This window comes from Buttiauxella cochleicola (assembly GCF_021282405.1).
Lineage (GTDB): Bacteria > Pseudomonadota > Gammaproteobacteria > Enterobacterales > Enterobacteriaceae > Buttiauxella > Buttiauxella massiliensis.
This window is the reverse complement of the sequence record NZ_JAJSOU010000016.1, coordinates 79,777-105,906: the sequence shown is the minus strand read 5'-3', so window position 1 is coordinate 105,906 and position 26,130 is coordinate 79,777. Positions and strand designations below refer to the sequence as shown.

General features: G+C 49.1%; 21 protein-coding genes. 11 read left to right on the top strand and 10 right to left on the bottom strand.

Going from position 1 to position 26,130, the window contains the following annotated elements; genetic code table 11:
• The first annotated feature begins 297 nt into the window (after positions 1–297).
• Positions 298–2,358 carry a polyphosphate kinase 1 gene (gene ppk1 / locus LVQ79_RS19040; RefSeq protein ID WP_232866133.1) on the top strand — a complete coding sequence of 687 codons (2,061 nt, stop codon included), beginning with the start codon at positions 298–300 and terminating at the stop codon, positions 2,356–2,358.
• A 40-nt stretch (positions 2,359–2,398) separates the two neighbouring features.
• Positions 2,399–3,940, top strand: a complete 1,542-nt coding sequence (gene ppx, locus LVQ79_RS19035; RefSeq protein WP_232866131.1) for an exopolyphosphatase — start codon at positions 2,399–2,401, stop codon at positions 3,938–3,940.
• A 36-nt stretch (positions 3,941–3,976) separates the two neighbouring features.
• On the opposite strand, the gene LVQ79_RS19030 is transcribed toward ppx, so the two are convergent.
• On the bottom strand, positions 3,977–6,220 hold the full coding sequence (locus LVQ79_RS19030; protein WP_232866129.1) for a sensor domain-containing phosphodiesterase: 2,244 nt from the start codon (positions 6,218–6,220) through the stop codon (positions 3,977–3,979).
• Between the two features lie 348 nt (positions 6,221–6,568).
• On the opposite strand from LVQ79_RS19030, the gene LVQ79_RS19025 reads away from it, so the two are divergent.
• Positions 6,569–6,757, top strand: a complete 189-nt coding sequence (locus LVQ79_RS19025; protein ID WP_072009456.1) for a YfgG family protein — start codon at positions 6,569–6,571, stop codon at positions 6,755–6,757.
• A 73-nt stretch (positions 6,758–6,830) separates the two neighbouring features.
• On the opposite strand, the gene LVQ79_RS19020 is transcribed toward LVQ79_RS19025, so the two are convergent.
• Positions 6,831–7,742: a LysR family transcriptional regulator gene (locus LVQ79_RS19020; protein WP_232866128.1), complete on the bottom strand. Its 912-nt coding sequence runs from the start codon at positions 7,740–7,742 to the stop codon at positions 6,831–6,833.
• Positions 7,743–7,843: 101 nt separating this feature from the next.
• Here LVQ79_RS19020 and LVQ79_RS19015 point away from each other — a divergent pair, with 101 nt between their 5' ends.
• From LVQ79_RS19015 to LVQ79_RS19005, 3 genes are all read left to right on the top strand, one after another.
• Positions 7,844–8,953 carry an alkene reductase gene (locus LVQ79_RS19015; protein ID WP_232866126.1) on the top strand — a complete coding sequence of 370 codons (1,110 nt, stop codon included), beginning with the start codon at positions 7,844–7,846 and terminating at the stop codon, positions 8,951–8,953.
• A 64-nt stretch (positions 8,954–9,017) separates the two neighbouring features.
• Complete coding sequence (locus LVQ79_RS19010; protein WP_232866124.1) at positions 9,018–9,578, top strand: DsbA family protein; 561 nt, start codon at positions 9,018–9,020, stop codon at positions 9,576–9,578.
• A 38-nt stretch (positions 9,579–9,616) separates the two neighbouring features.
• The gene (locus LVQ79_RS19005) at positions 9,617–10,519 is read left to right on the top strand and encodes a DHHA2 domain-containing protein (protein WP_232866123.1); all 903 of its coding nucleotides are present in this window, start codon (positions 9,617–9,619) and stop codon (positions 10,517–10,519) included.
• Between the two features lie 72 nt (positions 10,520–10,591).
• Here the strand turns inward: LVQ79_RS19005 and guaA are convergent, their stop codons facing one another.
• Positions 10,592–12,169 (bottom strand): glutamine-hydrolyzing GMP synthase, encoded by a 1,578-nt coding sequence (gene guaA / locus LVQ79_RS19000; protein WP_064513022.1) that lies wholly within the window; start codon positions 12,167–12,169, stop codon positions 10,592–10,594.
• Between the two features lie 192 nt (positions 12,170–12,361).
• Positions 12,362–13,828 (bottom strand): IMP dehydrogenase, encoded by a 1,467-nt coding sequence (gene guaB, locus LVQ79_RS18995; protein WP_151995780.1) that lies wholly within the window; start codon positions 13,826–13,828, stop codon positions 12,362–12,364.
• A gap of 169 nt (positions 13,829–13,997) precedes the next feature.
• Between guaB and xseA the strand changes: the two genes are divergently transcribed.
• Entirely contained in the window at positions 13,998–15,380 is a 1,383-nt protein-coding gene (xseA, locus tag LVQ79_RS18990) for an exodeoxyribonuclease VII large subunit (protein ID WP_232866122.1), read from the top strand.
• A gap of 3 nt (positions 15,381–15,383) precedes the next feature.
• Here the strand turns inward: xseA and LVQ79_RS18985 are convergent, their stop codons facing one another.
• Positions 15,384–15,605, bottom strand: coding sequence for a zinc ribbon domain-containing protein (locus LVQ79_RS18985; RefSeq protein WP_151995782.1), 222 nt, complete (start codon positions 15,603–15,605; stop codon positions 15,384–15,386).
• 268 nt (positions 15,606–15,873) lie between these two features.
• Between LVQ79_RS18985 and eat the strand changes: the two genes are divergently transcribed.
• From eat to eutC, 3 genes are read left to right on the top strand one after another with little or no spacing between them, the layout of a single operon-like run.
• The gene (gene eat, locus LVQ79_RS18980) at positions 15,874–17,253 is read left to right on the top strand and encodes an ethanolamine permease (protein WP_232866121.1); all 1,380 of its coding nucleotides are present in this window, start codon (positions 15,874–15,876) and stop codon (positions 17,251–17,253) included.
• Between the two features lie 9 nt (positions 17,254–17,262).
• Positions 17,263–18,636, top strand: a complete 1,374-nt coding sequence (locus LVQ79_RS18975) for an ethanolamine ammonia-lyase subunit EutB (protein WP_232866120.1) — start codon at positions 17,263–17,265, stop codon at positions 18,634–18,636.
• 11 nt (positions 18,637–18,647) lie between these two features.
• Entirely contained in the window at positions 18,648–19,421 is a 774-nt protein-coding gene (gene eutC, locus LVQ79_RS18970) for an ethanolamine ammonia-lyase subunit EutC (protein WP_232866119.1), read from the top strand.
• Here eutC and LVQ79_RS18965 read toward each other — a convergent pair.
• The gene (locus LVQ79_RS18965; RefSeq protein ID WP_232866117.1) at positions 19,413–20,333 is read right to left on the bottom strand and encodes a transporter substrate-binding domain-containing protein; all 921 of its coding nucleotides are present in this window, start codon (positions 20,331–20,333) and stop codon (positions 19,413–19,415) included. The genes eutC and LVQ79_RS18965 overlap by 9 nt on opposite strands.
• A gap of 298 nt (positions 20,334–20,631) precedes the next feature.
• Between LVQ79_RS18965 and LVQ79_RS18960 the strand changes: the two genes are divergently transcribed.
• Positions 20,632–21,243 (top strand): lysozyme inhibitor LprI family protein, encoded by a 612-nt coding sequence (locus LVQ79_RS18960; protein WP_232866115.1) that lies wholly within the window; start codon positions 20,632–20,634, stop codon positions 21,241–21,243.
• 68 nt (positions 21,244–21,311) lie between these two features.
• On the opposite strand, the gene der is transcribed toward LVQ79_RS18960, so the two are convergent.
• The 4 genes from der to hisS form a co-directional block, all read right to left on the bottom strand.
• A complete protein-coding gene (gene der / locus LVQ79_RS18955; RefSeq protein WP_232866114.1) occupies positions 21,312–22,817 on the bottom strand; it encodes a ribosome biogenesis GTPase Der in 1,506 nt (501 codons plus the stop codon).
• Between the two features lie 122 nt (positions 22,818–22,939).
• Positions 22,940–24,121: an outer membrane protein assembly factor BamB gene (bamB, locus tag LVQ79_RS18950; RefSeq protein ID WP_232866112.1), complete on the bottom strand. Its 1,182-nt coding sequence runs from the start codon at positions 24,119–24,121 to the stop codon at positions 22,940–22,942.
• Between the two features lie 10 nt (positions 24,122–24,131).
• Positions 24,132–24,752 (bottom strand): YfgM family protein, encoded by a 621-nt coding sequence (locus LVQ79_RS18945; RefSeq protein ID WP_232866110.1) that lies wholly within the window; start codon positions 24,750–24,752, stop codon positions 24,132–24,134.
• A 36-nt stretch (positions 24,753–24,788) separates the two neighbouring features.
• Positions 24,789–26,063, bottom strand: a complete 1,275-nt coding sequence (hisS, locus tag LVQ79_RS18940; RefSeq protein ID WP_064555058.1) for a histidine--tRNA ligase — start codon at positions 26,061–26,063, stop codon at positions 24,789–24,791.
• Positions 26,064–26,130 lie beyond the last annotated feature (67 nt).

Here is a 26,130-nt window from a genome sequence, read left to right as displayed (position 1 = left end):
CTTCATCGGGGGCAGTGAGATTGATAATACCGAGAGCTTGTGAAAGTTCCATTTAAAAAGGGTCCATGTTGTGCATGAACCCTTTTTACACGAGCCACCGGATCGGTCAACTGATCCTTAAACGATCGGCATTAGGGGCTACGGCCCCTTTTTCACGCCTCCGCCCTACAACGCTTATTAAACTTCATCACGATTTGTCATACTTTACGGCCATCGTTGGACATTCCACGGCAAAGCTCGCCATAATGACAGACGTGACGGCATTTTAACGTCCACGAAAACGGAGTGTGAGGGCTAATGGGTCAGGATAAGCTGTATATCGAAAAAGAACTGAGCTGGTTGTCTTTTAACGAACGTGTGCTCCAGGAAGCAGCGGATAAAATTAACCCGCTGATTGAGAGAATGCGTTTTCTCGGCATCTATTCGAATAACCTTGATGAATTTTACAAAGTTCGTTTCGCCGAACTAAAACGGCGCATTCTGATCAGCGAAGAACAAGGTACGGCTCCTAACTCGCGCCATTTGCTCAACAAAATTCAGGCGCGTGTTCTTAAGGCCGATCAAGAATTTGATGGGCTATATAACGATCTGCTGCTGGAAATGGCGCGTAACCAGATCTTCTTGATCAATGAACGCCAGCTTTCCCCGAATCAGCAAAACTGGCTACGACATTACTTTAAACACTATTTGCGCCAGCACATCACACCGATCCTGATTAACCACGACACCGACCTGGTGCAGTTTCTTAAAGATGATTACACCTATCTGGCGGTGGAGATTATTCAGGGCGACGATATTCGCTATGCGCTGCTAGAAATTCCATCAGATAAAGTGCCGCGCTTTGTGAATTTGCCGCCGGAAGCCCCGCGCCGCCGCAAACCGATGATCCTGCTAGATAACATTCTGCGTTATTGCCTGGACGATATTTTCAAAGGCTTCTTCGATTACGATTCGTTGAACGCCTACTCAATGAAAATGACCCGCGACGCAGAATACGATCTGGTAACGGAAATGGAATCGAGTTTGCTGGAACTGATGTCATCAAGCCTGAAACAGCGTTTGACCGCTGAGCCTGTGCGTTTTGTGTATCAACGTGATATGCCTGATGCGATGGTTGAAATGCTGCGTAACAAGCTGACCATCACCAACTACGACTCCATTATTCCCGGTGGCCGTTACCACAATTTTAAAGACTTCATTAACTTTCCGAATGTCGGCAAAGCCAATTTAATCAACAAGCCACTGCCGCGCTTGCGTCATATCTGGTTCGATAAATTCCGTAACGGCTTTGATGCGATACGTAATCGTGACGTGCTGCTCTACTATCCGTATCACACCTTTGAGCACGTACTGGAATTGTTGCGCCAGGCGTCGTTCGACCCAAGCGTGCTGGCGATTAAAATCAATATTTATCGCGTGGCAAAAGACTCGCGCATTATCGAATCGATGATTCATGCTGCGCACAACGGTAAGAAAGTCACCGTGGTAGTTGAGCTGCAAGCGCGCTTTGACGAAGAAGCCAATATACATTGGGCTAAACGCCTGACTGAAGCGGGCGTACACGTTATTTTCTCAGCCCCGGGTCTGAAAATTCACGCCAAACTGTTCCTGATTTCCCGTAAAGAAGGTGAAGAGGTGGTGCGTTATGCCCACATCGGTACCGGTAACTTTAACGAGAAAACCGCACGTCTTTATACCGACTATTCGTTACTGACCTGCGATGCACGCATCACCAACGAAGTACGCCGCGTATTTAACTTTATCGAAAACCCTTATCGCCCGGTGACATTCGAGCATCTGATGGTTTCACCACAGAACTCACGCCGCCTGCTTTACGATTTGGTCGATAAAGAAATCGCTAATGCACAAAACGGCGAGCCATCTGGCATCACGCTGAAACTGAACAACCTGGTCGATAAAGGGCTGGTAGACCGCCTGTATGCGGCTTCTAGCTCAGGTGTAAAAGTAAATCTGCTGATTCGTGGCATGTGTTCGCTTATCCCGAATCTGGAAGGTATCAGCGACAATATCCGCGTAATCAGTATCGTTGACCGCTATCTCGAGCACGATCGCGTCTATGTTTTTGAAAATGGAGGCGACAAAAAAGTGTATCTCTCCTCTGCCGATTGGATGACGCGCAACATTGATTACCGCATCGAGGTGGCCGTCGCTATTCTCGACCCGCGCCTGAAACAACGGGTGCTGGATATCATTGAAATACTGTTCAGTGATACGGTAAAAGCGCGCTACATCGACAAAGAACTGAGTAATCGCTATGTACCGCGCGGTAACCGCCGTAAGGTACGCTCGCAACTGGCGATTTACGATTACATTAAATCTCTTGAACAACCTGAATAACGCACTATGTCGACTATAAAACTATGTTGATGATAAAAACATGCCGATAAAAAAACATGCTCCACGGCCACAAGAGTTCGCAGCGGTAGACCTTGGCTCGAACAGTTTCCACATGGTTATCGCACGTGTGGTAGATGGCGCAATGCAAATCATTGGTCGTCTGAAACAACGCGTCCATTTGGCCGATGGTCTGAATGCTGAAAACGAGTTAAGCGAAGAAGCAATGGAACGTGGGCTGTCGTGCCTTGCGTTATTTGCTGAACGTCTTCAGGGGTTCTCTGCGGAAAACGTCTGTATCGTGGGTACTCACAGTTTACGCCTGGCCGTAAACGCCGAAGAGTTTCTTAAGCGTGCCGAACAGGTTATCCCCTACCCAATTGAAATTATCTCCGGTAACGAAGAAGCGCGTCTGATTTTCATGGGTGTAGAACATACCCAGCCGGAAAAAGGCCGCAAGCTGGTGATTGATATTGGAGGCGGATCAACCGAACTGGTCATTGGTGAGGATTTCGAGCCAATGCTGGTCGAAAGCCGCCGCATGGGCTGTGTGAGCTTCGCACAAAACTTTTTCCTAAAAGGGAATATCACCCCAGAAAACTTTAAACGCGCTCGCCTCGCAGCTGTACAGAAGCTGGAAAACCTCTCCTGGCAGTACCGCTTACAGGGCTGGAATGTGGCGATGGGGGCCTCAGGCACCATCAAAGCGGCGCATGAAGTGCTGGTCAACATGGGCGAAAAGGACGGGATTATCACCCCTGAACGCCTGGAAATGCTGCGTGATGAAGTGCTGAAGTATAAGAGTTTCAGCACTATGAGCCTTCCGGGGTTATCGGAAGAGCGTAAAGCGGTGTTTGTGCCCGGTCTTGCGATTCTCTGCGGTGTTTTCGACTCGCTGGCCATTCGAGAGTTACGTCTGTCTGACGGGGCTCTGCGTGAAGGTGTGCTGTATGAAATGGAGGGCCGCTTCCGCCATCAGGATATTCGTATCCGTACCGCACAGAGTCTGGCAAACCAGTACCATATTGATAGCGATCAGGCTAAACGCGTACTGACAACGACTGAGCATATCTATCAGCAGTGGGAACTACAAAACCCAAAACAAGCTAATCCGCAAATGGCCGCGCTGTTGAAATGGTCAGCGATGTTGCACGAAGTTGGACTGAATATTAACCATAGTGGGCTACACCGCCACTCGGCTTATATCCTGCAACACAGCAACTTGCCTGGCTTTAATCAAGAGCAACAGATGCTCATCGCTTCTCTGGTTCGTTATCATCGCAAAGCAGTAAAAATTGATGACCTACCACGATTTACGCTGTTTAAGAAAAAGCAGTTCCTACCGCTAATTCAAATTCTGCGCCTGGGCGTGTTACTGAATAACCAACGTCAGGCAACAACCACTCCGCCGACATTGGTGCTAGAAACTGACGAGCACCAATGGACACTGCGTTTCCCACACGACTGGTTCAGCCTGAACACTTTGGTATTGCTCGATTTAGAGCGCGAACAGCAGTATTGGGATAACACACCAGGCTGGAAGCTTAAGATTGAAGAAGAAGCCAGGCCGAACACCACCGCCTGATTGTTTACACAACCAAGCGCCCCTCAGGGCGTTTGGTTACTCGGTATCTCGATTTTCCTGAATGACAAGCTTCTCAAGCAAAAGTGGTCGTCCAACCAAATATCCTTGTATGTAATCAATCCCCAGACTTTGCACCGCTGCTTTGACCTCCTCGCTTTCAACATACTCGGCAACCAACTGCATCTTTTTCATCCGTGCCAACTGGCAGATTGAATCAACAATTTGATAATCCAGACTACTGGTCAGGACATTCCGGATAAAACTACCGTCAATTTTCAGGATATCCGCGCTAATATCTTTCAGCCGCGCATAACTGGCATATCCCGTACCAAAATCATCAATAGCAATCCGACAGCCCATATTTTGCAACATAGTCAAGGTCGCGTTAGCTTGCTCAAGATTGGTTAATGAGTTGCTTTCGGTGACTTCGAAAATAAGCTGCCAGGGTTCAATTTTGTAACGCTCCAGTAGACGTTTCACTTCGCTCGCAAACTGCAAACGCCCTACAGAAGCGGGGGTGAGGTTAATTGAGAAACGGCTACCAGGAAGCTGTTTACGATAATTATTCATAAACTTAAGCGTCGCTTCTAATACCCATTTATCGATTTTAGAAGACAAGCCAAACTCATGTGCCACAGGCAAAAACGCATCGGGCATAAACATCGCATCCCCTTCGTTATCCCCTTTCATGCGTAGCAAGATTTCATGGTAAGAGTCGCCACGAATCCCTTCAATACGTTGCGCCATCAAGATGAAATTCCCTGAATCAATGGCGACTTGCAGGCGGTTCATCATCTCCACTTTCTTTCTCACCGCATTCTGCACTTGGTTTGTGCCTTGCTGCTGCAAGCTTTCAGGCTTTGATGTCGAAAGTGACAAATCAGCCATGGTGCTGAGCTCACCTAGCAGGAAGTAAATATGGGTGACAGGCTGGCGTACATAACAAAAGCTGATACCCACTTGTGGCTGCATCGGCATACCATCCCACATAAAGCGGAACTGCTTAACACGATGGTCAAGGGCGTCGATACGCTCATGATAAGAGTCATAGTTCAACCGAACAGCCAGCTCATGCCCAGACAAGTGATAGACACGTTCGCTGGCGGTTAATATCGGATTCAGATATTCATTGAGTTGCTGCTTGTATTGAATACGAAGTTGCACCCCGTAATTACGACCTAAAAGCTCAAGTTCAGGCACGCGTAGAAAAGCCAGAGCTGAACAAGGATAACGAGATAAGTCACGATTAAGCGCGCGCAAATTGGGCATTTGAACGATGGGGTCTATAAAAGCAACACGGCGCGCCTTGCTATGCAAAAAACGCTGACGAGTGGTGACAACAGCCATCAAGTATATGGTGATAGAAAACACTGCGTAACAGGATGAGGCTATGGCCAGATGGAGTTGAAAGCCCATATATGGCGGCAAATAGTTATGAAAACCGCTGCACAGGATCGTCAGTATCACCGTCCATGACGTGGTGATAAACAGAAAACCAAAGCGCATCGCTCCCCACAACATTAGCGGTAGAATCAGCGTTAATGTGTAATCCGTAGTGAAAATGGTGCTGAAATCATTGAAGGGCAATAACAGCAGGCTTACCAGTACGATGACCAACACAGCCCATAGCGTAATCTCGACTTTGGTCACGCCCGACTGCATTTGAGCTTTCATCCGCGAGAAAAATGAAAACATAAAACGTGGATTTCGGAACATACGAATGACGGAGTAAAAGAAAGGCATCCCCGTCAAACAACCAATCAGCACCGCCTGAAAATTAATGAGTGTCCGGGTGTGGAGAGGGTTTTCTGCACCGATATTGTTGGATACATCATACCAACCGAAGAAAACCCCTATCTGGTAGATAACTAGAAATGTTGCAGCGTTAACTAACACCAACCACAGCATGCGTTGAGCTGTAAGTTTGATAGCACCAAACATCACTGAGCCACGCCGTGGAACGAAAATACGGTAGCCACCCCAACTAATCGTGATAGGGACGATAAAGTGAACTACTGCCAGTAATGCAGCAATTTCACCTTTTAGAGGGACATATCGGAGGAGTAACGCAACAATAATTCCCGGCAGTGCTGCCCAACCGAAAACCATCAAAAACGCTGTCATTAACCCAAGTGGCATATAGACGAGGAATACGCGCCCTCCGTCCATGACGGTATTGGCATTACACCATTCGGCTATAGGGAAAAGTAGACTCGGCAGCACCAGAGGCAGCGCCCACCATTGATTTTTATACTTGTTATACCAGCTTGCCAGATACATTAGTTATCGCCAAGAACCCTGTCGTCCAGCTCGGGTAAGTTTCGAACAGGCTTCCAACCTGGCCGATAAAACCATATCGCTATGGAATAGAGTGCAGATTCTAGTTAGGGATTGAGTTACGAAGATGATCTAAATCAATTTCTTGATGGAGATTAAAGTCCAATAGTGAATAATTCACAAAAATAACTGTAGATATACTAATCAACTAATATTAAGAAATGTTTATATAACAGGGAGAAATGATTTAGTACGTTATTCACCGATGACCCGGAATTGACCTTGGGGCATCACTGTGTATAAATATCACCGTCGCCCGCGGTTGACGGGTAAACATCAAGGATCATTTGCGTGACACAGGTTACGAGTATGCGAAGACGACATAAGTTTAACAATCGTATGACCCGCATTATTCTGCTCATCAGTTTTCTCTTCCTTTTCGGCCGTTTTGTCTATTCTGCCATCGGTGCCTGGTACCATCATCAGGACAAAGTAGAAGCACAACAAAGTAGCCTGTCAGTGGATAGCACTAACCGGTAACGCCTTATTTTAATTAAAAATTATAACACTGATAACCGCCAGTGGGATTTGTCACGCCTATTACCCGGCCGATTTATTCATTATCCAACCAGTTGATGAAAAATTCGCTGAACATGGAAACCTGTAATGGCTGAAAGCGGCGCTGCGGGTAAACAAACTGTAGCCCCACCTGTTTTTTGTCGTGCCTGCTAAAGCCAATGAAACTGTCTGCCAACAACACTTTCAGCCGCCCTTGTTCAACATCGCGTTTAACATCCCACCAGGATTTACTGGCAATACCGGCCCCGGCCAGCACCCACTGGCGCAAAAGTGCACCGTCATCGCACACCATGGCAGGTGTAACGCGTGCACTTTGCATTTCCCCTTCAGCCTCAAAGCGCCATTCATTCATCAGCGTTCCACGACGCTCCATCACCAGGCAGCGATGTCCGGCCAGATCTTGCACTGAATGCGGTTCCCCATGAGCAAGAAGATAAGCAGGCGATGCCACCAGCACGCGATAGTTTTGCCTGATGACTTTCGTTACCAGATTGCTGTCCGGCAGATTACCAAAGCGAATGCTCATATCGAGCCGCAAAGAAATCAGATCCACCACATCCTCGCTCAGATACAACGAACTTTTAACTTCCGGATGCTGGCGAGAAAAATCGAGTAACGCAGGTGATAAGTACTGACGCCCAAAATCAGACGGTGCTGCAATCCGTAACGTGCCGCTCAGAATGCCCTCTTTCTGCATCAGTTTCGATTCGGCCAATTCCACTTCCTCAAGCACACGCAGAGCGGCGTAGTAAAACTCTTCACCGCTACGAGTCAATGCAATGGCCCGTGTTGAACGGTTAAAAAAGCGCGTCTGATAGCGTTCCTCTAATGCTTTTAGTCGCGCAGTCATGGTCGCAGGCGACAAATTCATCCGCCTACCCGCTGCCGCCAGCCCACCGGCATCAACCACGGCAACTAGCAGGGTCATATCTTCGAGCTTACCCATTATTCTAATTTCCTGAATAGATAATCAGATTTCAATGCCATTATCAAAACGGCAAGCAGGACGTAAAGTCAAGGCGTCATAATTATCTCGGAGTCGAATAAATGAAATCACGTCACCTGTTTGAGGCCTCTCGTGTAGGATCAGTTGAAACCCGTAGCCGTATTGTTATGGCGCCAATGACGCGTTCTCGTTCCGCGCAGCCAGGTAATATCCCTACCGCGATGATGGCAAAGTATTACCAACAACGTGCAAGTGCCGGACTTATCATTACCGAAGCCACGCAAATTTCGCCACAAGGTCAGGGTTATTCCTGGACGCCGGGTATCCACTCTCCGGAGCAGATTACCGGCTGGCGCCTGGTGACGGATGCGGTTCATCAGGTGGGCGGGAAAATCTTCTCGCAGCTGTGGCACGTTGGCCGCATGTCCCATGAAAGTTTCCATGCGGACGGCAAGCCGGTCGCGCCCTCAGCATTAGCGCCGGATGCACAAGTTTGGGTCGTGGGCGAAGACGGCAAAGGTCGAATGGTGGACTGCCCCGTTCCGCGCGAATTAACGCACGACGATATTGGCCAGGTGATTGCCGATTATCGCCAGGCGGCGCTCAATGCCATTGACGCCGGTTTCGACGGCGTAGAAGTTCATGGTGGCAACGGATATTTGATTGACCAGTTCCTGCGCCGCAGCTCCAACAAACGCACCGACGAATACGGCGGTAGCCTGGCGAACCGCGTGCGTTTTGCGCAAGAAGTGCTGGAAGCCATTAGCGATGCCATTGGTGCCGACAAAACCGGTATTCGCCTGGCTCCGTTTATTACTCAGCGTGGAATGGACGACCCGCAGGCCATCGAAGCGATTCTGGCACTGGCGGCATGGTGTGAGCAAAAAGGCATTGCCTTTATCCATCTGGCGGAAGCCGACTGGGATGACGCACCTCAGGTGCCGTATGAATTCCGTGAAACACTACGGGCGACTTTCAGCGGTGCCATTATCGTGGCGGGGAATTACACCCAGGAGAAAGCAGAAAAGTATCTGGCGGCAGGTATCGTCGATTTAGTTGCTTTTGGACGCCCGTTTGTTGCCAACCCTGATTTCCCGCGCCGCCTTGAGGAAAACTTGCCGCTGGCACCTATTAGCAATCACGCCGCACTGTTTGGCGGCAAAGAAGCGGGTTATACCGACTATCCGGTTTGGTCTTCAGACGAAGTATAAATCCGTTCAATATCTGATAAGTTGTTTCGCATACCAATGCTGAAAACACAATAAAGGGATCGCTATGAGTCAAAACGATAAACCGAATGCCCAGCCACTTGTCTTGGGTCATGGTCCACGTACATTTGAAGTTTTTCTTGAGCCGACCTGCCCATTCTCAGTTCGCGCGTTCAATAAGCTCGGCGCACTGTTGGAAAAAGTGGGTGAAGATAACGTCACGGTGAAAATTCGCCTTCAGTCGCAACCATGGCACATGTTTTCAGGTGTGATTGTGCGCTGTATTCTGGCGGCATCCACCCTGCCAGAAGGCCGGGAAGCGGCGCTTAAAGTGATGCAAGCCGTTGCCGATCATCGTGAAGAATTTGAGTTTACCGATCATTGCAGCGGGCCAAATATGGATGCTACTCCGCAGCAGATTATTGACCGTATCGAACGTTATAGCGGCGTGCAGTTGGCGCAGGCATTTGCTCATCCGGCATTGCAGAATGATATTAAGTGGCACAGTAAATATGCCCGCCAGAATGGGATTCATGTTTCACCGACCTTCATGGTGAATGGCCTGGTGCAGGCCGACCTCGGCAGCGGTGATGATATAAGCGTCTGGGCAGAACGAATTTTAGCTTAAGCCGCGAAGCACATAGAATTGTGAGCAGGAGAGATTAAATGATACATGTCTTTGGCCATTTAAATCCGGACAGCGATACCATCTGCACGGCCTATGTGGCTGCGCGTTGGCTAACGATTAAAGGGCAACATGCTCAGGCGTTTCGCCTAGGTGAGTTAAATAAAGAAACAGCCTACATTTTCCGCCATGCTGACCTGACGCCCCCGCCACTGCTTAATGATTCTCTTGCTGGCAAAGATGTCTGGCTGGTTGATTTCACCGAACCCGCACAAGGGCCGGCCTCGCTCAATGAAAGCAATGTTGTCGGAATTATCGACCACCACCGTCTTGGCGGCCTGATCACCCAACTCCCTCCTGAAGTCTGGATTAAACCTGTCGGCAGCAGTGCGACATTGTTATGGCAGTTGATGGCTCCCGCTCATCGCCGTGAGATATCCCCTGGTGAAGCCATTTTGCTATTGGGTGCCGTATTAAGTGATACCGTCGCACTTCGATCACCGACCACCACTGAAGACGACCACCTGGCCGTTGATGAGCTCTGTGCTCTCGCAAAAATTGAGCGTGAGGATTTCATTCGTGATTTGCTGACGGCCAAGACAGATATCATCGGCTTGAGCGCGGATGAGTTGCTCAACAAAGACAGTAAAATGTTCGATATTTTGGGGAATAAAGTCCTCGCCGCACAACTCGAATTATATTCTCTTGAGCAGGCGGAGCCGCTGATTGATGAGCTTAAATCAGCCATGGATCTGCGGGTCACCACATCAGGGGCCGGGTTGGTTGTTTTGATGCTGACCGATATCAGCACGGAGTGCTCAAGGCTCTATTTTGCTGGCCCGGCACTTGCCGATAACGCGCCCGTTACCATCGCCGGAATGTTAAGTCGCAAAAAACAGCTGCTCCCCTGGCTGCACACTCGACTCAGCCAGACTGCACCATAAAAAAAAGCCCATTAAAAAATGGGCTTTAATTCAATGAAGAAACGACAGTTATTATTGTTACCTAACGACTGATTATTCCCACTCGATAGTTGCTGGCGGTTTGCCAGAAATATCGTAAACCACGCGGGAAATGCCGTTAACTTCGTTGATAATGCGGTTGGAGACACGGCCAAGGAAATCATATGGCAGGTGCGCCCAATGCGCTGTCATAAAGTCGATGGTTTCAACTGCACGCAGTGAGACAACCCAATCGTATTTACGGCCATCTCCCATCACGCCAACAGAGCGCACCGGCAAGAACACAGTGAACGCCTGGCTCACTTTGTTGTAGAGATCTGCTTTATGCAGTTCTTCAATAAAGATCGCATCAGCACGACGCAGCAGGTCGCAATACTCTTTCTTCACTTCGCCCAGCACACGCACGCCAAGGCCTGGGCCCGGGAACGGATGACGGTACAGCATGTCGTAAGGCAGGCCGAGTTCCAGGCCGATTTTACGCACTTCGTCTTTGAACAGTTCACGCAACGGCTCAACCAGCCCCATCTTCATCTCTTTCGGCAAGCCGCCCACGTTGTGGTGAGATTTGATGACGTGTGCTTTACCGGTAGCTGAGGCAGCAGATTCGATAACGTCAGGGTAAATGGTGCCCTGAGCCAACCACTTCACATCTTCCAGTTTCAGCGCTTCTTCATCGAACACTTCAACAAACACGCGGCCGATGATTTTACGTTTCGCTTCTGGATCGTTCTCGCCTTTCAACGCGGACAGGAAACGCTCTTCGCCTTTAACGTGAATAATATTCAGGCCAAAGTGGTCGCCAAACATATCCATCACTTGCTCTGCTTCATTCAAACGCAGCAGGCCGTTATCTACGAACACGCAAGTCAGACGGTCACCAATGGCGCGGTGCAGCAGCATCGCGGTAACGGAAGAATCCACGCCACCGGACAGGCCAAGAATCACCTTGTCGTTGCCGACTTGTTCACGCAGGCGAACAATCGCATCTTCGATAATTTTTGCCGGCGTCCACAGCGCTTCGCAGCCGCAGATATCCAGAACAAAACGCTCCAGCAGACGCTGGCCCTGGCGGGTATGAGTCACTTCCGGGTGGAACTGCACGCCATAAAAACGTTTTTCTTCGTTTGCCATAATTGCAAACGGGCAAGTCTCAGTACTGGCAACGGTCACGAAGTCCGAAGGAATCGCGGTGACTTTATCGCCGTGGCTCATCCAGACATCCAGCAAAGGTTTACCATCTGCACTCAGGGAGTCTTCAATACCACGAACCAGCGCGCTGTCAGTTTTCACTTCAACTTGCGCGTAACCGAACTCACGTTCGTTGGAGCCTTCAACATGGCCACCAAGCTGCATCGCCATGGTCTGCATGCCGTAGCACACGCCAAATACAGGCACGCCAGCGGTAAAGACATATTCAGGAGCGCGTGGGCTGTTCAGCTCAGTAGTACTTTCCGGGCCACCAGAAAGGATGATACCGCTTGGATTGAATTCACGAATCTGTGCTTCCGTGACATCCCATGCCCACAGCTCACAGTAGACGCCCAACTCACGCACACGGCGCGCAACCAGTTGGGTGTACTGAGAACCGAAATCAAGGATAAGTATGCGATGTTTATGGATATTTTCCGTCATTGACGCTTATTCCGAGGCAAGTGAAACAGATAAAGTAAATCGCCCTAAACATTGGCTCTAAATAATTCGAGTTGCAAAAAGGCGGCAAGCTCGTGAATCCCCAGGAGCTTACAAAAGTAAGTGACTGGGGTGAGCGAGTGCAGCCAACGCATTTGCAGCTCGAAGTATGACGAGCAATCAGGTCGAAAAGAATTAAGAGCCCATGCGGTAATTTGGGGACTCTTTAGTGATCGTCACATCGTGCACATGACTTTCCTGAATGCCCGCACCACTGATGCGTACAAATTCCGCTTTGGTACGCAGGTCGTCGATGGTAGCACAGCCGGTCAGGCCCATACAGGAACGCAGGCCGCCCATCTGCTGATGAACGATCGCTTTCAGGTGACCTTTGTACGCCACACGACCTTCGATACCTTCCGGTACCAGTTTGTCGGCTGCGTTGTCAGTCTGGAAGTAACGGTCAGAAGAGCCTTTAGACATCGCGCCCAGAGAACCCATACCGCGGTAGGATTTGAAAGAACGGCCCTGGTAAAGTTCGATTTCACCTGGAGATTCTTCAGTCCCTGCCAGCATGCCGCCAACCATTACCGCAGATGCACCAGCAGCGATAGCTTTAGCAATATCACCAGAGAAACGAATACCGCCGTCAGCGATAACAGGAATGCCCGTCCCTTCCAGTGCTTCAACAGCATCAGCAACCGCAGTAATTTGCGGAACACCTACGCCGGTAACGATACGAGTAGTACAGATTGAACCTGGACCGATACCCACTTTAACCGCACTCACACCGGCATCAGCCAGAGCGCGAGCGCCAGCAGCAGTCGCGACGTTACCGCCGATGATTTGCAGGTCAGGATATTTAGCACGAGTATCACGAATACGTTGCAGAACGCCTTCGGAATGGCCATGAGAGGAGTCAATCAGTAAAACATCGACACCAGCGGCCACCAGAGCGTCGATACGCTCTTCGTTGCCTGCACCTGCGCCAACGGCTGCCCCAACACGCAGACGGCCCTGGTCGTCCTTACAGGCGTTAGGTTTACGTTCTGCTTTCTGGAAGTCTTTTACGGTGATCATGCCGAGCAGATGGAAATTGCTGTCTACAACCAGCGCTTTCTCAACACGTTTTTCGTGCATTTTGGATAAAACGACATCACGCGCTTCGCCTTCTTTCACGGTAACCAGACGCTCTTTCGGAGTCATGTACACGCTAACAGGCTGGCTCAGGTCGGTAACGAAACGAATATCACGGCCAGTAATAATACCAACCAGTTCGTTACCTTCGGTCACGACAGGGTAACCCGCAAAGCCGTTACGCTCGGTGAGTTCTTTAATTTCGTGCAGGGTGGTTGTCGGCAACACGGTCTGTGGGTCAGTAACAACACCACTTTCGTGTTTTTTCACGCGTTTGACTTCAGAAGCCTGGCGTTCAATCGACATGTTTTTGTGAATGAAACCAAGTCCACCTTCCTGAGCCAATGCAATGGCCAGACGGGCTTCCGTTACGGTATCCATGGCTGCGGACAGCATAGGGATATTCAAACGAATAGTTTTGGTCAGTTGGGTGCTGAGATCGGCCGTGTTAGGCAGAACTGTAGAGTGAGCTGGAACGAGGAGAACGTCATCAAACGTCAGTGCTTCTTTAGCGATTCGTAGCATGGCAATATCTCAACCTGGGGTGAATGAGAACAGATAAAATATTGCCGCGGCATTATACAGAGCGGAATCGATTGCATCCACACTTTTTTCAGAAAACTCCTTGCCAAGTACGATATGAAAGATACTATTGACCGAATAACCCGCTGATTTAAAATTTGATCTGGCTCACATGTCATCGATAAATTCCCCTTCAATTTTTACCGTCAGCCGTCTGAATCAGACGGTCCGCATGCTGCTGGAACAAGAGATGGGGCAAGTCTGGATCAGCGGTGAAATTTCCAACTTTACCCAACCGGCTTCCGGTCACTGGTACTTCACACTTAAAGACGATACAGCTCAGATTCGCGGAGCAATGTTTCGCAACAGTAATCGGCGAGTGACTTTCCGCCCGCAACATGGGCAGCAGGTTTTGGTGCGTGCCACCATCACGCTTTATGAACCGCGTGGCGATTACCAGATAATCGTTGAAAGTATGCAGCCTGCCGGTGAAGGGCTGTTGCAGCAGCAATATGAAGAATTAAAACAGCGCCTCACCGTTGAAGGTTTGTTCGACCAAATTCACAAGCAGCCATTGCCGGCGCCTGCCCGTCAGGTTGGCATCATCACGTCAAAAACCGGTGCTGCACTGCATGATATTTTGCATGTGCTAAAACGTCGTGATCCCTCGCTGCCGGTGATCATTTACCCGACTGCGGTGCAGGGTAACGATGCGCCAATGCAAATTGTTCGCGCCATCGAACTTGCGAACCTGCGCAAAGAGTGTGATGTGCTGATTGTTGGGCGCGGCGGCGGTTCACTGGAAGACTTGTGGAGCTTTAACGATGAGCGCGTTGCCAGGGCTATTTTCGCAAGTAAGATCCCGGTCGTTAGCGCCGTAGGGCATGAAACTGACGTCACGATCGCCGATTTTGTGGCAGATGTTCGCGCCCCTACTCCTTCTGCTGCCGCAGAGATTATCAGCCGTAACCAGCTTGAATTATTGCGCCAGATTCAGTCCCACCAGCAGCGTATGGAAATGGCGATGGATTACTATCTCGCCCAACGCACGCAGCGTTTCACTCGTTTGTATCACCGTTTACAACAGCAACATCCGCAACTGCGTTTAGCACGCCAGCAAACCACGCTTGAGCGTTTACAGCAACGCTTGACCGTCGCAATGGACGCAAAGCTGCGCCGCGGTACCCAACTGCAGCAACGCCTGATGCAGCGTTTGAATCAGCAACAACCGCAGCCAAGAATCCATCGTGCGCAGACTCGCCTGCAACAGCTTGAATATCGTTTATCGCAGGTTGTTACCGCACAGCTGAACAATACCCGCCAGCGCTTTGGTACCGCTATCGCACAGCTTGAAGCGGTCAGTCCTCTGGCGACACTTGCGCGTGGTTATAGCGTGACAACCGCGACAGACGGCAAAGTGCTGAAGAAAACCAAACAGGTGCATTCCGGGGATACGCTCACTACGCGTCTTGAAGATGGCTGGGTGGAAAGCCAGGTCACCGGCATTACACCGGTGAAACCTGTTCGCAAACGTAAAATTGCGGCGAAAAGTTAGAATTTAGTCAGCAACGGGCACAAATTCGACGCGTTTTTTTGAAATCAACCCGTGGCCGTTCTGGCAGAAATAGTCGACGGCCCCACAAGCTTTTAAGACTTCCAACGGTTTGTGGCAATCCGGGCAGCGGGCCTCCAGGTGAAATTCCTGCTGGCATCTTTCGCAGTGCGCACCTGAGTCTGTTTGCTGTAGCAGTTGTTCACACACTGGGCATTTAATTTCCATCATCACTCCTTACAACACTTCAATGAAAGCCTGAGCCTGTTGTCTTCGATGATAAAGACAAACAGGCGAATAAGCATCATTAACGCTCTTTGTCGCCTACTCTCCCAAATGTAACAATATCGCACCCCAAAACAGTGCAACACACTTCAACACTTCCCGTCTTGTTCATCCAGACATCACTATCTATATGATTAATTTTAATTTTATATTCTGGCATTCTGTTTGCATCGCCTTACAAATACTGTGACTAATGGCGAGGCAGTAAATAATGACAACGCAAACAACAACACTAAAAAGAACACTGGGCAGCTTCCGTCTTTGGGGAATTGCTGTAGGGCTGGTAATATCCGGGGAGTATTTCGGCTGGAGTTATGGATGGGCTCAGGCGGGAACGATGGGGTTCCTGATTGTCGCAATCGCGATTGCCGCAATGTACTGCGCGTTTATCTTTAGCTTCACCGAACTGACTACGGCAATTCCTCATGCCGGTGGGCCGTTTGCTTACGCTTACCGGGCATTTGGGCCTACCGGAGGATTCATTGCTGGTTTCGCGACGCTTATCGAATTTGTTTTCGCACCGCCCGCCATTGCCATGGCAATTGGCGCCTATCTCAATGTTCAATTCCCGGCGATTGATCCTAAGTGGATAGCCTGCGGCGCGTATCTCATCTTTATGATCCTCAATATTCTTGGCGTCGGTATTGCCGCCACCTTTGAATTAATTGTCACGCTGCTGGCTATCTTCGAGTTGCTGGTATTTATGGGCGTGGTAGCACCGGGTTTCTCTTGGGAGAATTTCACGGCCAATGGCTGGGCTGGCTCAAATAGTTTCAGCGAGCTGGCATTACCTGGGATGTTTGCCGCAATTCCCTTTGCTATCTGGTTTTTCCTCGCCATTGAAGGCGCTTCAATGGCGGCAGAAGAAGCAAAAGACCCACAACGCACCATTCCACGCGCACTTGGCGGCGGTATTATCACTCTGACTGTTCTGGCCATTGGCGTGATGGTTTTCGCTGGCGGCGTCGGCGACTGGCGTACGCTAGCTAACATTAACGACCCGCTACCGCAGGCAATGAAAGTGGTGGTTGGCAGTAACAGCGGTTGGTTGCATATGTTGGTTTGGCTGGGATTGTTCGGCTTAGTTGCCTCGTTCCACGGCATTATTATGGGCTATTCCCGCCAAATTTATTCTCTGGCACGAGCGGGCTATCTACCTGCAAGTCTCGCCAAACTTAATAGCCGGACTCGCACGCCGACGCTGGCAATTCTTGCGGGCGGTGTTGTGGGAATCGCAGCTATTTTCTCTGACTCACTTATCACCATCAGTGGAATGCCGCTCACCGCCTGTATTGTAACAATGTCCGTATTTGGCGCGATTGTTATGTACATCACATCGATGGCGGCACTGTTTAAATTGCGCCGCAGCGAGCCAAATCTCATCCGCCCTTTCAGAGCCCCACTCTTCCCGTTTGCCCCTGCCTTTGCCCTGGCGATGGCCGTCTTGTGTCTGGCTGCGATGGTATACTACAACACATTACTGGCGATGATTTTCGCCGCCATGATGTTGGCAGGTTATATCTGGTTCAGAACCACAGCGAGTGCACGAGAGCGTGCGGCATTGGATCCACAACTTCGGGCAATCTCCTGAGGAGGAGAAATGTATAACACCACTCTGGCGCATCGCAGTTATCGGTTCGCCAGCCTCAAGGCGCTAATGGCTAAAGCATCCCCGGCGAGATCCGGGGATAACCTGGCAGGAATCGCAGCAGAATCAGCTGAAGAGCGGATGGCCGCAAAAATAGCGTTGGCTGACGTACCATTGCGTGAAATTCTCGATAACCCGCTAATTGCATACGAAGATGACGAAGTCACCCGCCTGATTATTGATACTCACGATAAAACTGCTTTCAAGACCATCAGCCATTTAACCGTAGGTGATTTTCGTGACTGGCTGCTTGATGACACCACCGATAGCGAGACCTTACGCAGCGTCGCAAAAGGCATCACACCGGAAATGGCAGCAGCAGTAAGTAAGTTGATGCGCAACCAGGATTTGATCCTGGCAGCGAGCAAATGCCAGGTGACGACAAAATTTCGCAATACCATCGGATTACCTGGCCGGCTCAGCGTACGTTTGCAACCCAATCACCCAACCGATGATTTGAAAGGTATAGCTGCCAGTATGCTCGATGGGTTGCTGTACGGTGCAGGTGATGCGGTGGTGGGTATTAATCCGGCAAGCGATAGCCTGCCCGTGCTTGAACGACTGAACTACATGATGGATGACATCATCAGCCGTTTTGCTATTCCGACTCAGTCCTGCGTATTAACTCATGTGACTAACACATTGCAGCTGATTGAACGTGGTGCCCCCGTAGATTTAGTTTTTCAGTCTGTAGCGGGAACCGAAGCCGCCAACAGTGGTTTTGGAATTAATCTGGCGCTGTTGCAAGAGGCTTACGATGCAGCGTTAAGTTTAAATCGCGGTACGCTCGGCACTAACGTGATGTATTTCGAAACCGGCCAGGGCAGTTGTCTGTCTTCTAATGCGCATCATGGTGTTGATCAGCAAACTTGCGAAGCCCGCGCCTATTCTGTCGCACGTCATTTCAATCCGTTGCTGGTAAACACAGTCGTAGGATTTATTGGCCCTGAATATCTGTATGACGGTAAACAAATTATTCGTGCCGGCCTGGAGGATCATTTCTGTGGCAAGTTGATGGGGCTGCCGTTGGGTTGTGATGTTTGCTACACCAATCACGCCGAAGCGGACCAGGATGATATGGATACCTTGCTTACTCTGCTGTGCAACGCCGGGCTCACCTTTTTAATCGGTGTGCCGGGTGCTGATGACATCATGCTCAACTATCAAAGCACTTCATTCCACGACGCCCTGTATGTCCGCCGCTTGTTGGGACTTAAACATGCACCTGAGTTCGCTGAATGGCTGATCCGTATGCAGATCATTGATACTCATGGGCAGCTTCGCTTAAACGGGATCAACCATCCACTGCTGGCCGCTCTCCCTTAAGGGGTAAACTTATGAATTCAGATGCCTGGACATTGCTGCGGGAGTTCACCGATGCGCGCATCGCACTTGGACGCAGTGGCGCAAGTCTGCCAACCAAAGAAGTGCTGAATTTTGGCCTTGCTCACGCGCAGGCCAGGGACGCAGTTCATCAACCATTCCATAGTGATGAGATCAGCAACGAATTAGCCGAATTGGGCCTAATGACCTTCACAGTTAAGAGTGCTGCTGAAGACAGACACATCTATTTGAACCGGCCCGATTTAGGTCGCCAGTTGAGTGATGGAAGTCGGAATACGCTACTAACCAGCAATATTGGAAGTTACGACCTGTTGCTGGTGATTGGTGACGGGCTTTCTTCTCATGCGGTCCACCGTCAATCTGTTGCGTTAATTCGTGAACTTCTGCCCTATGTAAAAACGCTTGGGCTTACGCTTGCCCCAGTCGTACTGGCGCATCAGGCGCGTGTTGCACTTGGAGATGATATTGGTGAGATACTAAATTGCAAAGCCGTAGCAATGCTGATTGGCGAGCGCCCCGGACTTTCATCGCCTGATAGTTTGGGCGTGTATCTGACGTGGAAACCAGAGCGCAAACGACTGGAGTCAGAACGCAACTGTATTTCTAATATTCGCCCGGAAGGGCTGAGTCATTGTGCTGGCGCATTTAAACTCGCCTGGTTACTAGAGCAAGCATTTTTGCGCCGTTTAACTGGTGTAAAACTGAAAGATGAAAGCGATAACCCCGCCTTGCGGCAGAGAATTAAGCCGCTTATCGGTTTAGAATAGTTTTTTATGGGCCAGCGACGGATATTGAACGTTCCATTTCGCTATTTCCTGCTTCAACCGAGCTGGCATCGGCATATTAATTAAAATGTTATCCGGTGGTACTGGCGATAAAAACCATTTGTTATAAATCTTGTCAAATTCGTTAGTAAAAAACATTTCCATCATTGCATTATTAACTGCTTTTTGCAGCGTAATTGATTGACGGGGCAACGCTAATGCAAATGGTTGTGCAGCAATAAGATTATCCTGGGAGATATTATAGCAACCCGGTTTTGCACTTGCAGCCTTGAGCGAATACAGCAAAACATCATCAGCAACAAATACAGAATTATTAGTCACTTTCATCTCCTCAAACCCCGATACTGCCGATTGAGAAAGATGGGTAAAAAGCGAATAACCTAACCTAACATTTAACTTTGCTACAGCCTCCACGGCGATATCACCGGAAGTGACAAAAATAGTATGGCCGGACAACATTTTGATGCTGCCGAGGTGATCCTCTTTATGTGAAATAAATGCGGTAGAAGCATAAAAATAAGGTATTGAAAATAATAGAAATTGCCTTCGATCACTGGTATTGGTTATGTTAGAACATTCAACATCAGATTTATGAGTCAGCAGTGACTGGAAACGTGCGGCTGGAGATACTTTAATCCAATGAATCTCCAGTGGCTTTCCCCCCAATTCCTTCCCAAGATGTTCAGCCACGCTTTTGCATAAATCAATAGCTATACCCGTGGGTTTACCTGCCAGTGTGTAGGAAAATGGAAACTCACCCTCCAAATAGGAAAAAGTAATGCTGTGATTATTTTTAATATTAGTTATCGAATCATCTGACCTGACAATAAATGAAAATAAAGAAAAAAACAAAATCACAACATATTTCATCAGACCAAGTGTTGACTTTAACATTTTGATTGTTCGCTAATGTGTTCTCTTTTATTAAGTAATACATAGAGAGGTTTGATGATGCAAGCTTTCAGGTGATTAAAAGCCGCTCGTTTAGAAAGGATATAGATAATGTATCATTTTTATATTTTTTGTTATGAATGCATTATCGTTTCATTAATAACAAAGTGATATTTCTTTGTGGGATTTTATATTGTATGAGTTATAGAACCACAATTATATGAGACCTTATTATATTTTATTTTACTTTTTATATTATAATCGTTAGTAAAATATCACTGCTTTGACCTAAGGTTTGATCATGAAAAAGTACACTCTCATTGCACTTGCCCTACTTCCTCTGGCTTCATTCGCCGCTCCGCCACAGGCATTCAATTTTAGCTGTGGGAAAACTACTGGCGTCTACAGCGACGGCAATGGTGGCGTTTGGGTTGATGGCAAAAAAGCAACGGTTAAACAGAGCAGCCCATCCTACTGGGAAGCAACCAGTGGAAAAACGGTTATCAGTATTGTGCGTTCAACAGAAGGTAATCCTGACATTTCTTTCACAGGCCCGAACCGTATCCATGGGGTCTGTTTAGCCGAGGATGAAGTGAGTTTTGCGCCTACTGCACAGAAGAAAACCCCAGCCAAAGCTGGCCCATCATTTTCTTGTGCTGCGGTAACTAAAGGCAGCATGGAAGATCTTATCTGCCAAAGCTCCACGCTATCAGCAATGGATCTTAAATTGACCGAAACCTACAAACAGGCGCTGGTAAAATCCCATAATAATTCAACGCTTAAAGCCGAGCAGCGTGGATGGATTAAAGGAAGAAATGAGTGCTGGAAGGAAGACGATAAAAACGCATGCCTTGCAGACTCTTATCAACAGCGTTTGAGTGAACTGCAAAGTAAGTATCAAATTAAGGAATAACGGTTATAAAAAAACCCGGTGTGAAAACCGGGTTTTTACTTTTCGTAAGCGGTTATCTCCGCAACAAATTATTTGCTTTTCTTGATGTGTTTAATCAAGCGCTGACGTTTACGCATCTGGTTCGGCGTCAGGGTGTTACGTTTGTTGGCAAACGGGTTCTCCCCTTCTTTGAACTGAATACGAATTGGCGTACCCATTACATCCAGCGATTTGCGGAAGTAGTTCATCAGATAACGTTTGTAGGAGTCTGGCAGGTCTTTTACCTGGTTACCGTGAATCACAACGATTGGTGGGTTATAACCACCGGCGTGAGCATATTTCAGCTTAACGCGACGGCCACGTACCAACGGTGGCTGGTGATCTTCAGCAGCCATAGACATGATACGAGTCAGTAACGCCGTGCTTACGCGACGAGTAGAACTGTCATACGCTTCACGAACAGACTCAAACAAGTTGCCTACACCGCTACCGTGCAGCGCAGAGATAAAATGAACGCGAGCAAAGTCGATAAAACCAAGACGGTAATCCAGGGTCTCTTTAACTTGCTCTCTGACTTCGTTGCTCAGACCATCCCACTTGTTGACCACAATTACCAGTGAGCGCCCACTATTCAGGATAAAGCCGAGCAGAGAGAGATCCTGATCGGAAATACCTTCACGAGCATCAATTACCAGCAATACAACGTTGGCATCTTCAATCGCTTGCAGCGTTTTGATTACCGAGAATTTCTCAACGGTTTCAGTGATTTTCCCACGCTTACGTACACCTGCGGTGTCGATAAGAATGAATTCGCGCTCATCACGTTCCATTGGGATGTAGATGCTGTCACGGGTAGTGCCCGGCATGTCGTAAACCACAACGCGGTCTTCGCCAAGAATACGGTTAGTAAGCGTTGACTTACCTACGTTCGGACGGCCAACAATCGCCAGCTTGATGGGTAAATCGATAGGGTTGAAGGCTTCTTCTTCCTCTTCTTCTTCCATCTCGTCATCTTCAGACACAATGCCATGTTTAGCATTGAATGCAGCCCAATAGGCTGCATCTTCATCAATTTCTTCTTCCGGCTCACGCGGATTTTTTTCGTCAATGAAAGGAATCAGAACGTGTTCAAGCAGGGTTGTCACGCCACGGCCATGAGAAGCAGCAATAGGGTGAATCTCACCTAAACCCAGAGAGTAGAAATCAATAACCGCCTGGTCAGGGTCCATACCATCAGTTTTATTCGCTACCAGGAAGGTAGGTTTCTGACGTGAGCGCAGGTGTTTAGCAATAGCTTCATCGGCAGGCATCAGGCCTGCACGCGCATCAACCATAAACAGCACGACATCGGCTTCTTCAATCGCCAACAACGATTGTGCCGCCATATGCGTTTCAACGCCGTCTTCCGTGCCATCAATACCACCGGTATCAATAGCGATAAATTCGCGACCTTCCACTTCAGCACGACCATACTTGCGGTCGCGAGTCAGCCCCGGGAAATCCGCGACCAGCGCATCTCGGGTACGCGTCAAGCGGTTAAACAACGTGGATTTTCCGACATTAGGGCGCCCGACAAGCGCAACCACAGGTACCATGATTAAAACCTCATAACTCAAAATTCATCTTAAAACGACGTCAAATCACATCGTTTCTAAAAACAGGAAACGGCTCCTGGACTACCGGAACCGTTTCGCACTTAAAAATACTTCAGGCAAATTTAACGCTTGATAGCGTACAACGTACCGTCTTTCGCCTGAATCAACAGCTTGTCGCTGGCAACAACTGGCTCAGTCTGGAAGCCAGAACTGTCCACTTTTTGTTGAGCAACAAAGCGGCCATCGTCGGCATTGATCCAGTGCATATACCCTTCGCTGTCACCTACAACCAGATAACCGTTGTACAGAACAGGAGAGGTCAGATTACGGTGCAGCAGGTCGCTTTGCGTCCACAGCGTTACACCGCCATCAGCATTCAGAGCCACAACGCGGTCATTCTGATCGACAAGGAAAATACGATTCGCATCAACGATGAAGTCGTTTACTGAACCCAGTTCACGTTTCCACATCACCTGACCTGAACGTAAGTCCAGTGCAGTCAGGTTACCGTTATATGCCAGAGCATAGACCACACCATTAACAATGACAGGTGTGGTATCAACATCGCTCAAACGGTCAATTTCGGTAGCACCGGTTGCCTGAGAGATACGCTGTTGCCAAATAAGCTGACCTTGCTTCATTAACACAGCGCTAACGCGACCGTTATCACCGCCGACAATCGCAGCACCAAACGCTACTGCCGGTGCAGATTCACCGCGCAGAGAAAGTGCTGGCATATCCAGGTTGACGGTCCATTTCACTGCACCATCAGTTTCATCAAATGCCTGAAGCTGGCCATTGCTGGTGTGAACCAGAACTACACCGTCGCTGACCACAGGACGAGAAAGGACTTCGCCTGCAGCTTTACTTTGCCACGCAATACTACCATCAGAGGTGTTAAGCGCATAAACCTGCGCTTTCTCACTCCCAATGTATACGTGTGCACCATCAACTGTTACACCACCAGAAAGCAGTGCTGGCAGGTTGCTGGAGTAGAAGTTTGTCTTTTCAGACAGATCAACAGACCAGACTTCTTTACCATCATCCGCGTTAACGGCTTTAACGGTACCACGGCGGTCTGCGGCATAAATATTGCCGTCCTGCCATGCTGGATGCAGATTGGAATAGAAATCACCAATACCGCTACCAACGGAAGTACTCCATGATTTTTCAGGTTCAAACTGGTTTTCAACTGTCGGCAGTGGAGACATCTTTACCACGTCTTCTTCACCGCTAAACAGTGAACAACCGCTGAGCAGCGTCAGAGAAATCAGCCCTGGTACAAGTAGTTTACGCAATTGCATCGGGTCCCTCTTAGCTCGACAAATTATTAATTTTCATCTGCATCATTTCGCGCAGGGCTGGAGAAGCATCAGTTTGTGAGCCTTTGCTCCACGCATCGCGTGCACCTTGCTTGTCCCCTTTGCTGAGCAGCGCTTCACCGCGCAAATCAGCAACAATCGCTACCCAACCTTCGCCTTTAATGCTGTCGAGGGTTTTCAGCGCCGCATCAGATTGCTTTTGTTGTATTTGAATACGTGCCAGACGTGCGTTGATCAGCGCCTGCAAATTTGCATCGCTGGTGCTGCTCAGGCCTTGCTGCAATTGAGCTGCCGCTTTCGCCAGATCATTGTTATCAGCATACTTCTGAGCCAATTCCAACGACGCTAAAGCACCATATGTATTCTTTGTGCTGGCAGCGAATTTCTCTGCAGCACTCAGTGTTGCAGGTTGATCGGCACGCACAGCATCTGTCACAGTTTGATATTCGAGAGAAGAAGCCATCGAGCTTTCAACCTGATGACCGTTCCAGTAACGCCAACCAACCAGTGCGCCAATACCTAATACGACACCAACCACTAGCGCTTTGCCGTTTTCAGCAAAGAAGCGTTTTACTGCATCAACCTGTTCGTTATCGTTTTCGTAAATTTCCACGCAGTCCTTCTCCTTAACGATTTATCACCGGGGAAATTAACCCAGTAGCGCCTGCAAATGAGCGACCGCGTTTACTTGCTCAACGGTAGTTTGCTCACCTGTGCGCAGATCCTTCACGACGACCTGACCACTTGCAACTTCGGTTTCGCCCAGCACCAGAGCTACACGAGCGCCCCACTTATCAGCACGGACGAACTGCTTCTTGAAGTTGCCACCGCCATAGTTGGTCATCAGCTTAATAGCCGGGACCTGATCACGTAATTGCTCAGCTAACAGCATCGCTGCCGCTTGCGTTCCCTGACCTGACGATATCAGGTAAATATCGACAACAGATTCTGCTTTAAATTCCGGGTTGATAGCTTGAACCAGTAAAACAAGTCGTTCCAGACCCATGGCGAAGCCAACAGCAGGTGCCGCACGGCCCCCCAGTTGCTCGACCAAACCGTCGTAACGGCCACCCGCGCAAACGGTGCCTTGGGAACCCAGGCTGCTTGTCACCCATTCGAAAACGGTGCGGTTGTAGTAATCCAGACCGCGTACCAGGCGCTGATTCACGGTATACGCGATACCAGCAGCATCCAGGTATTGGCACAGCCCTGCGAAATGCTCACGGGACTCTTCGTCCAGATAGTCGCCAAGCGTCGGCGCATCATCCAGCAGAGCCTGAACTTCAGGATTTTTAGAGTCCAGTACGCGCAATGGGTTGCTGTACATGCGACGCTGACAATCTTCGTCAAGCTTCTCTTTATGCTGTTCCAGGAACGCGACCAGCGCATCACGGTAGTTAGCACGCGCTTCTAGCGAACCAATTGAGTTCAGTTCCAGACTTACGTGCTGGTCGATACCCAATGCACGCCACCAGCGAGCGGTCAGCATGATAAGCTCAGCATCAATATCTGGCCCTTGCAGACCAAATACTTCGACACCCAGCTGATTGAACTGGCGGTAACGCCCTTTTTGCGGACGCTCATGGCGGAACATCGGCCCGATGTACCACAAGCGCTGTTCCTGATTGTACAGAAGACCATGTTCGATACCGGCACGCACGCAGCCCGCGGTGCCTTCAGGACGCAGAGTCAGGCTATCGCCGTTGCGGTCCTCAAAGGTATACATCTCTTTTTCAACCACGTCGGTCACTTCACCGATTGCGCGTTTGAATAACGGGGTCTGCTCTACAATCGGCAAACGGATTTCACTGTAACCGTAGCTGCCGAGCACCTGTTTCAGAATGCCTTCAATGCGCTGCCAAATGGCGGTTTCGCCAGGCAGGTAATCGTTCATGCCGCGGATGGCTTGAATGTTTTTTGCCACGTTTATTCTCTACCGAATTTATACAAAAAATGAACCCGAAATCAGACTGCTTGCTTTAGCAAAACGT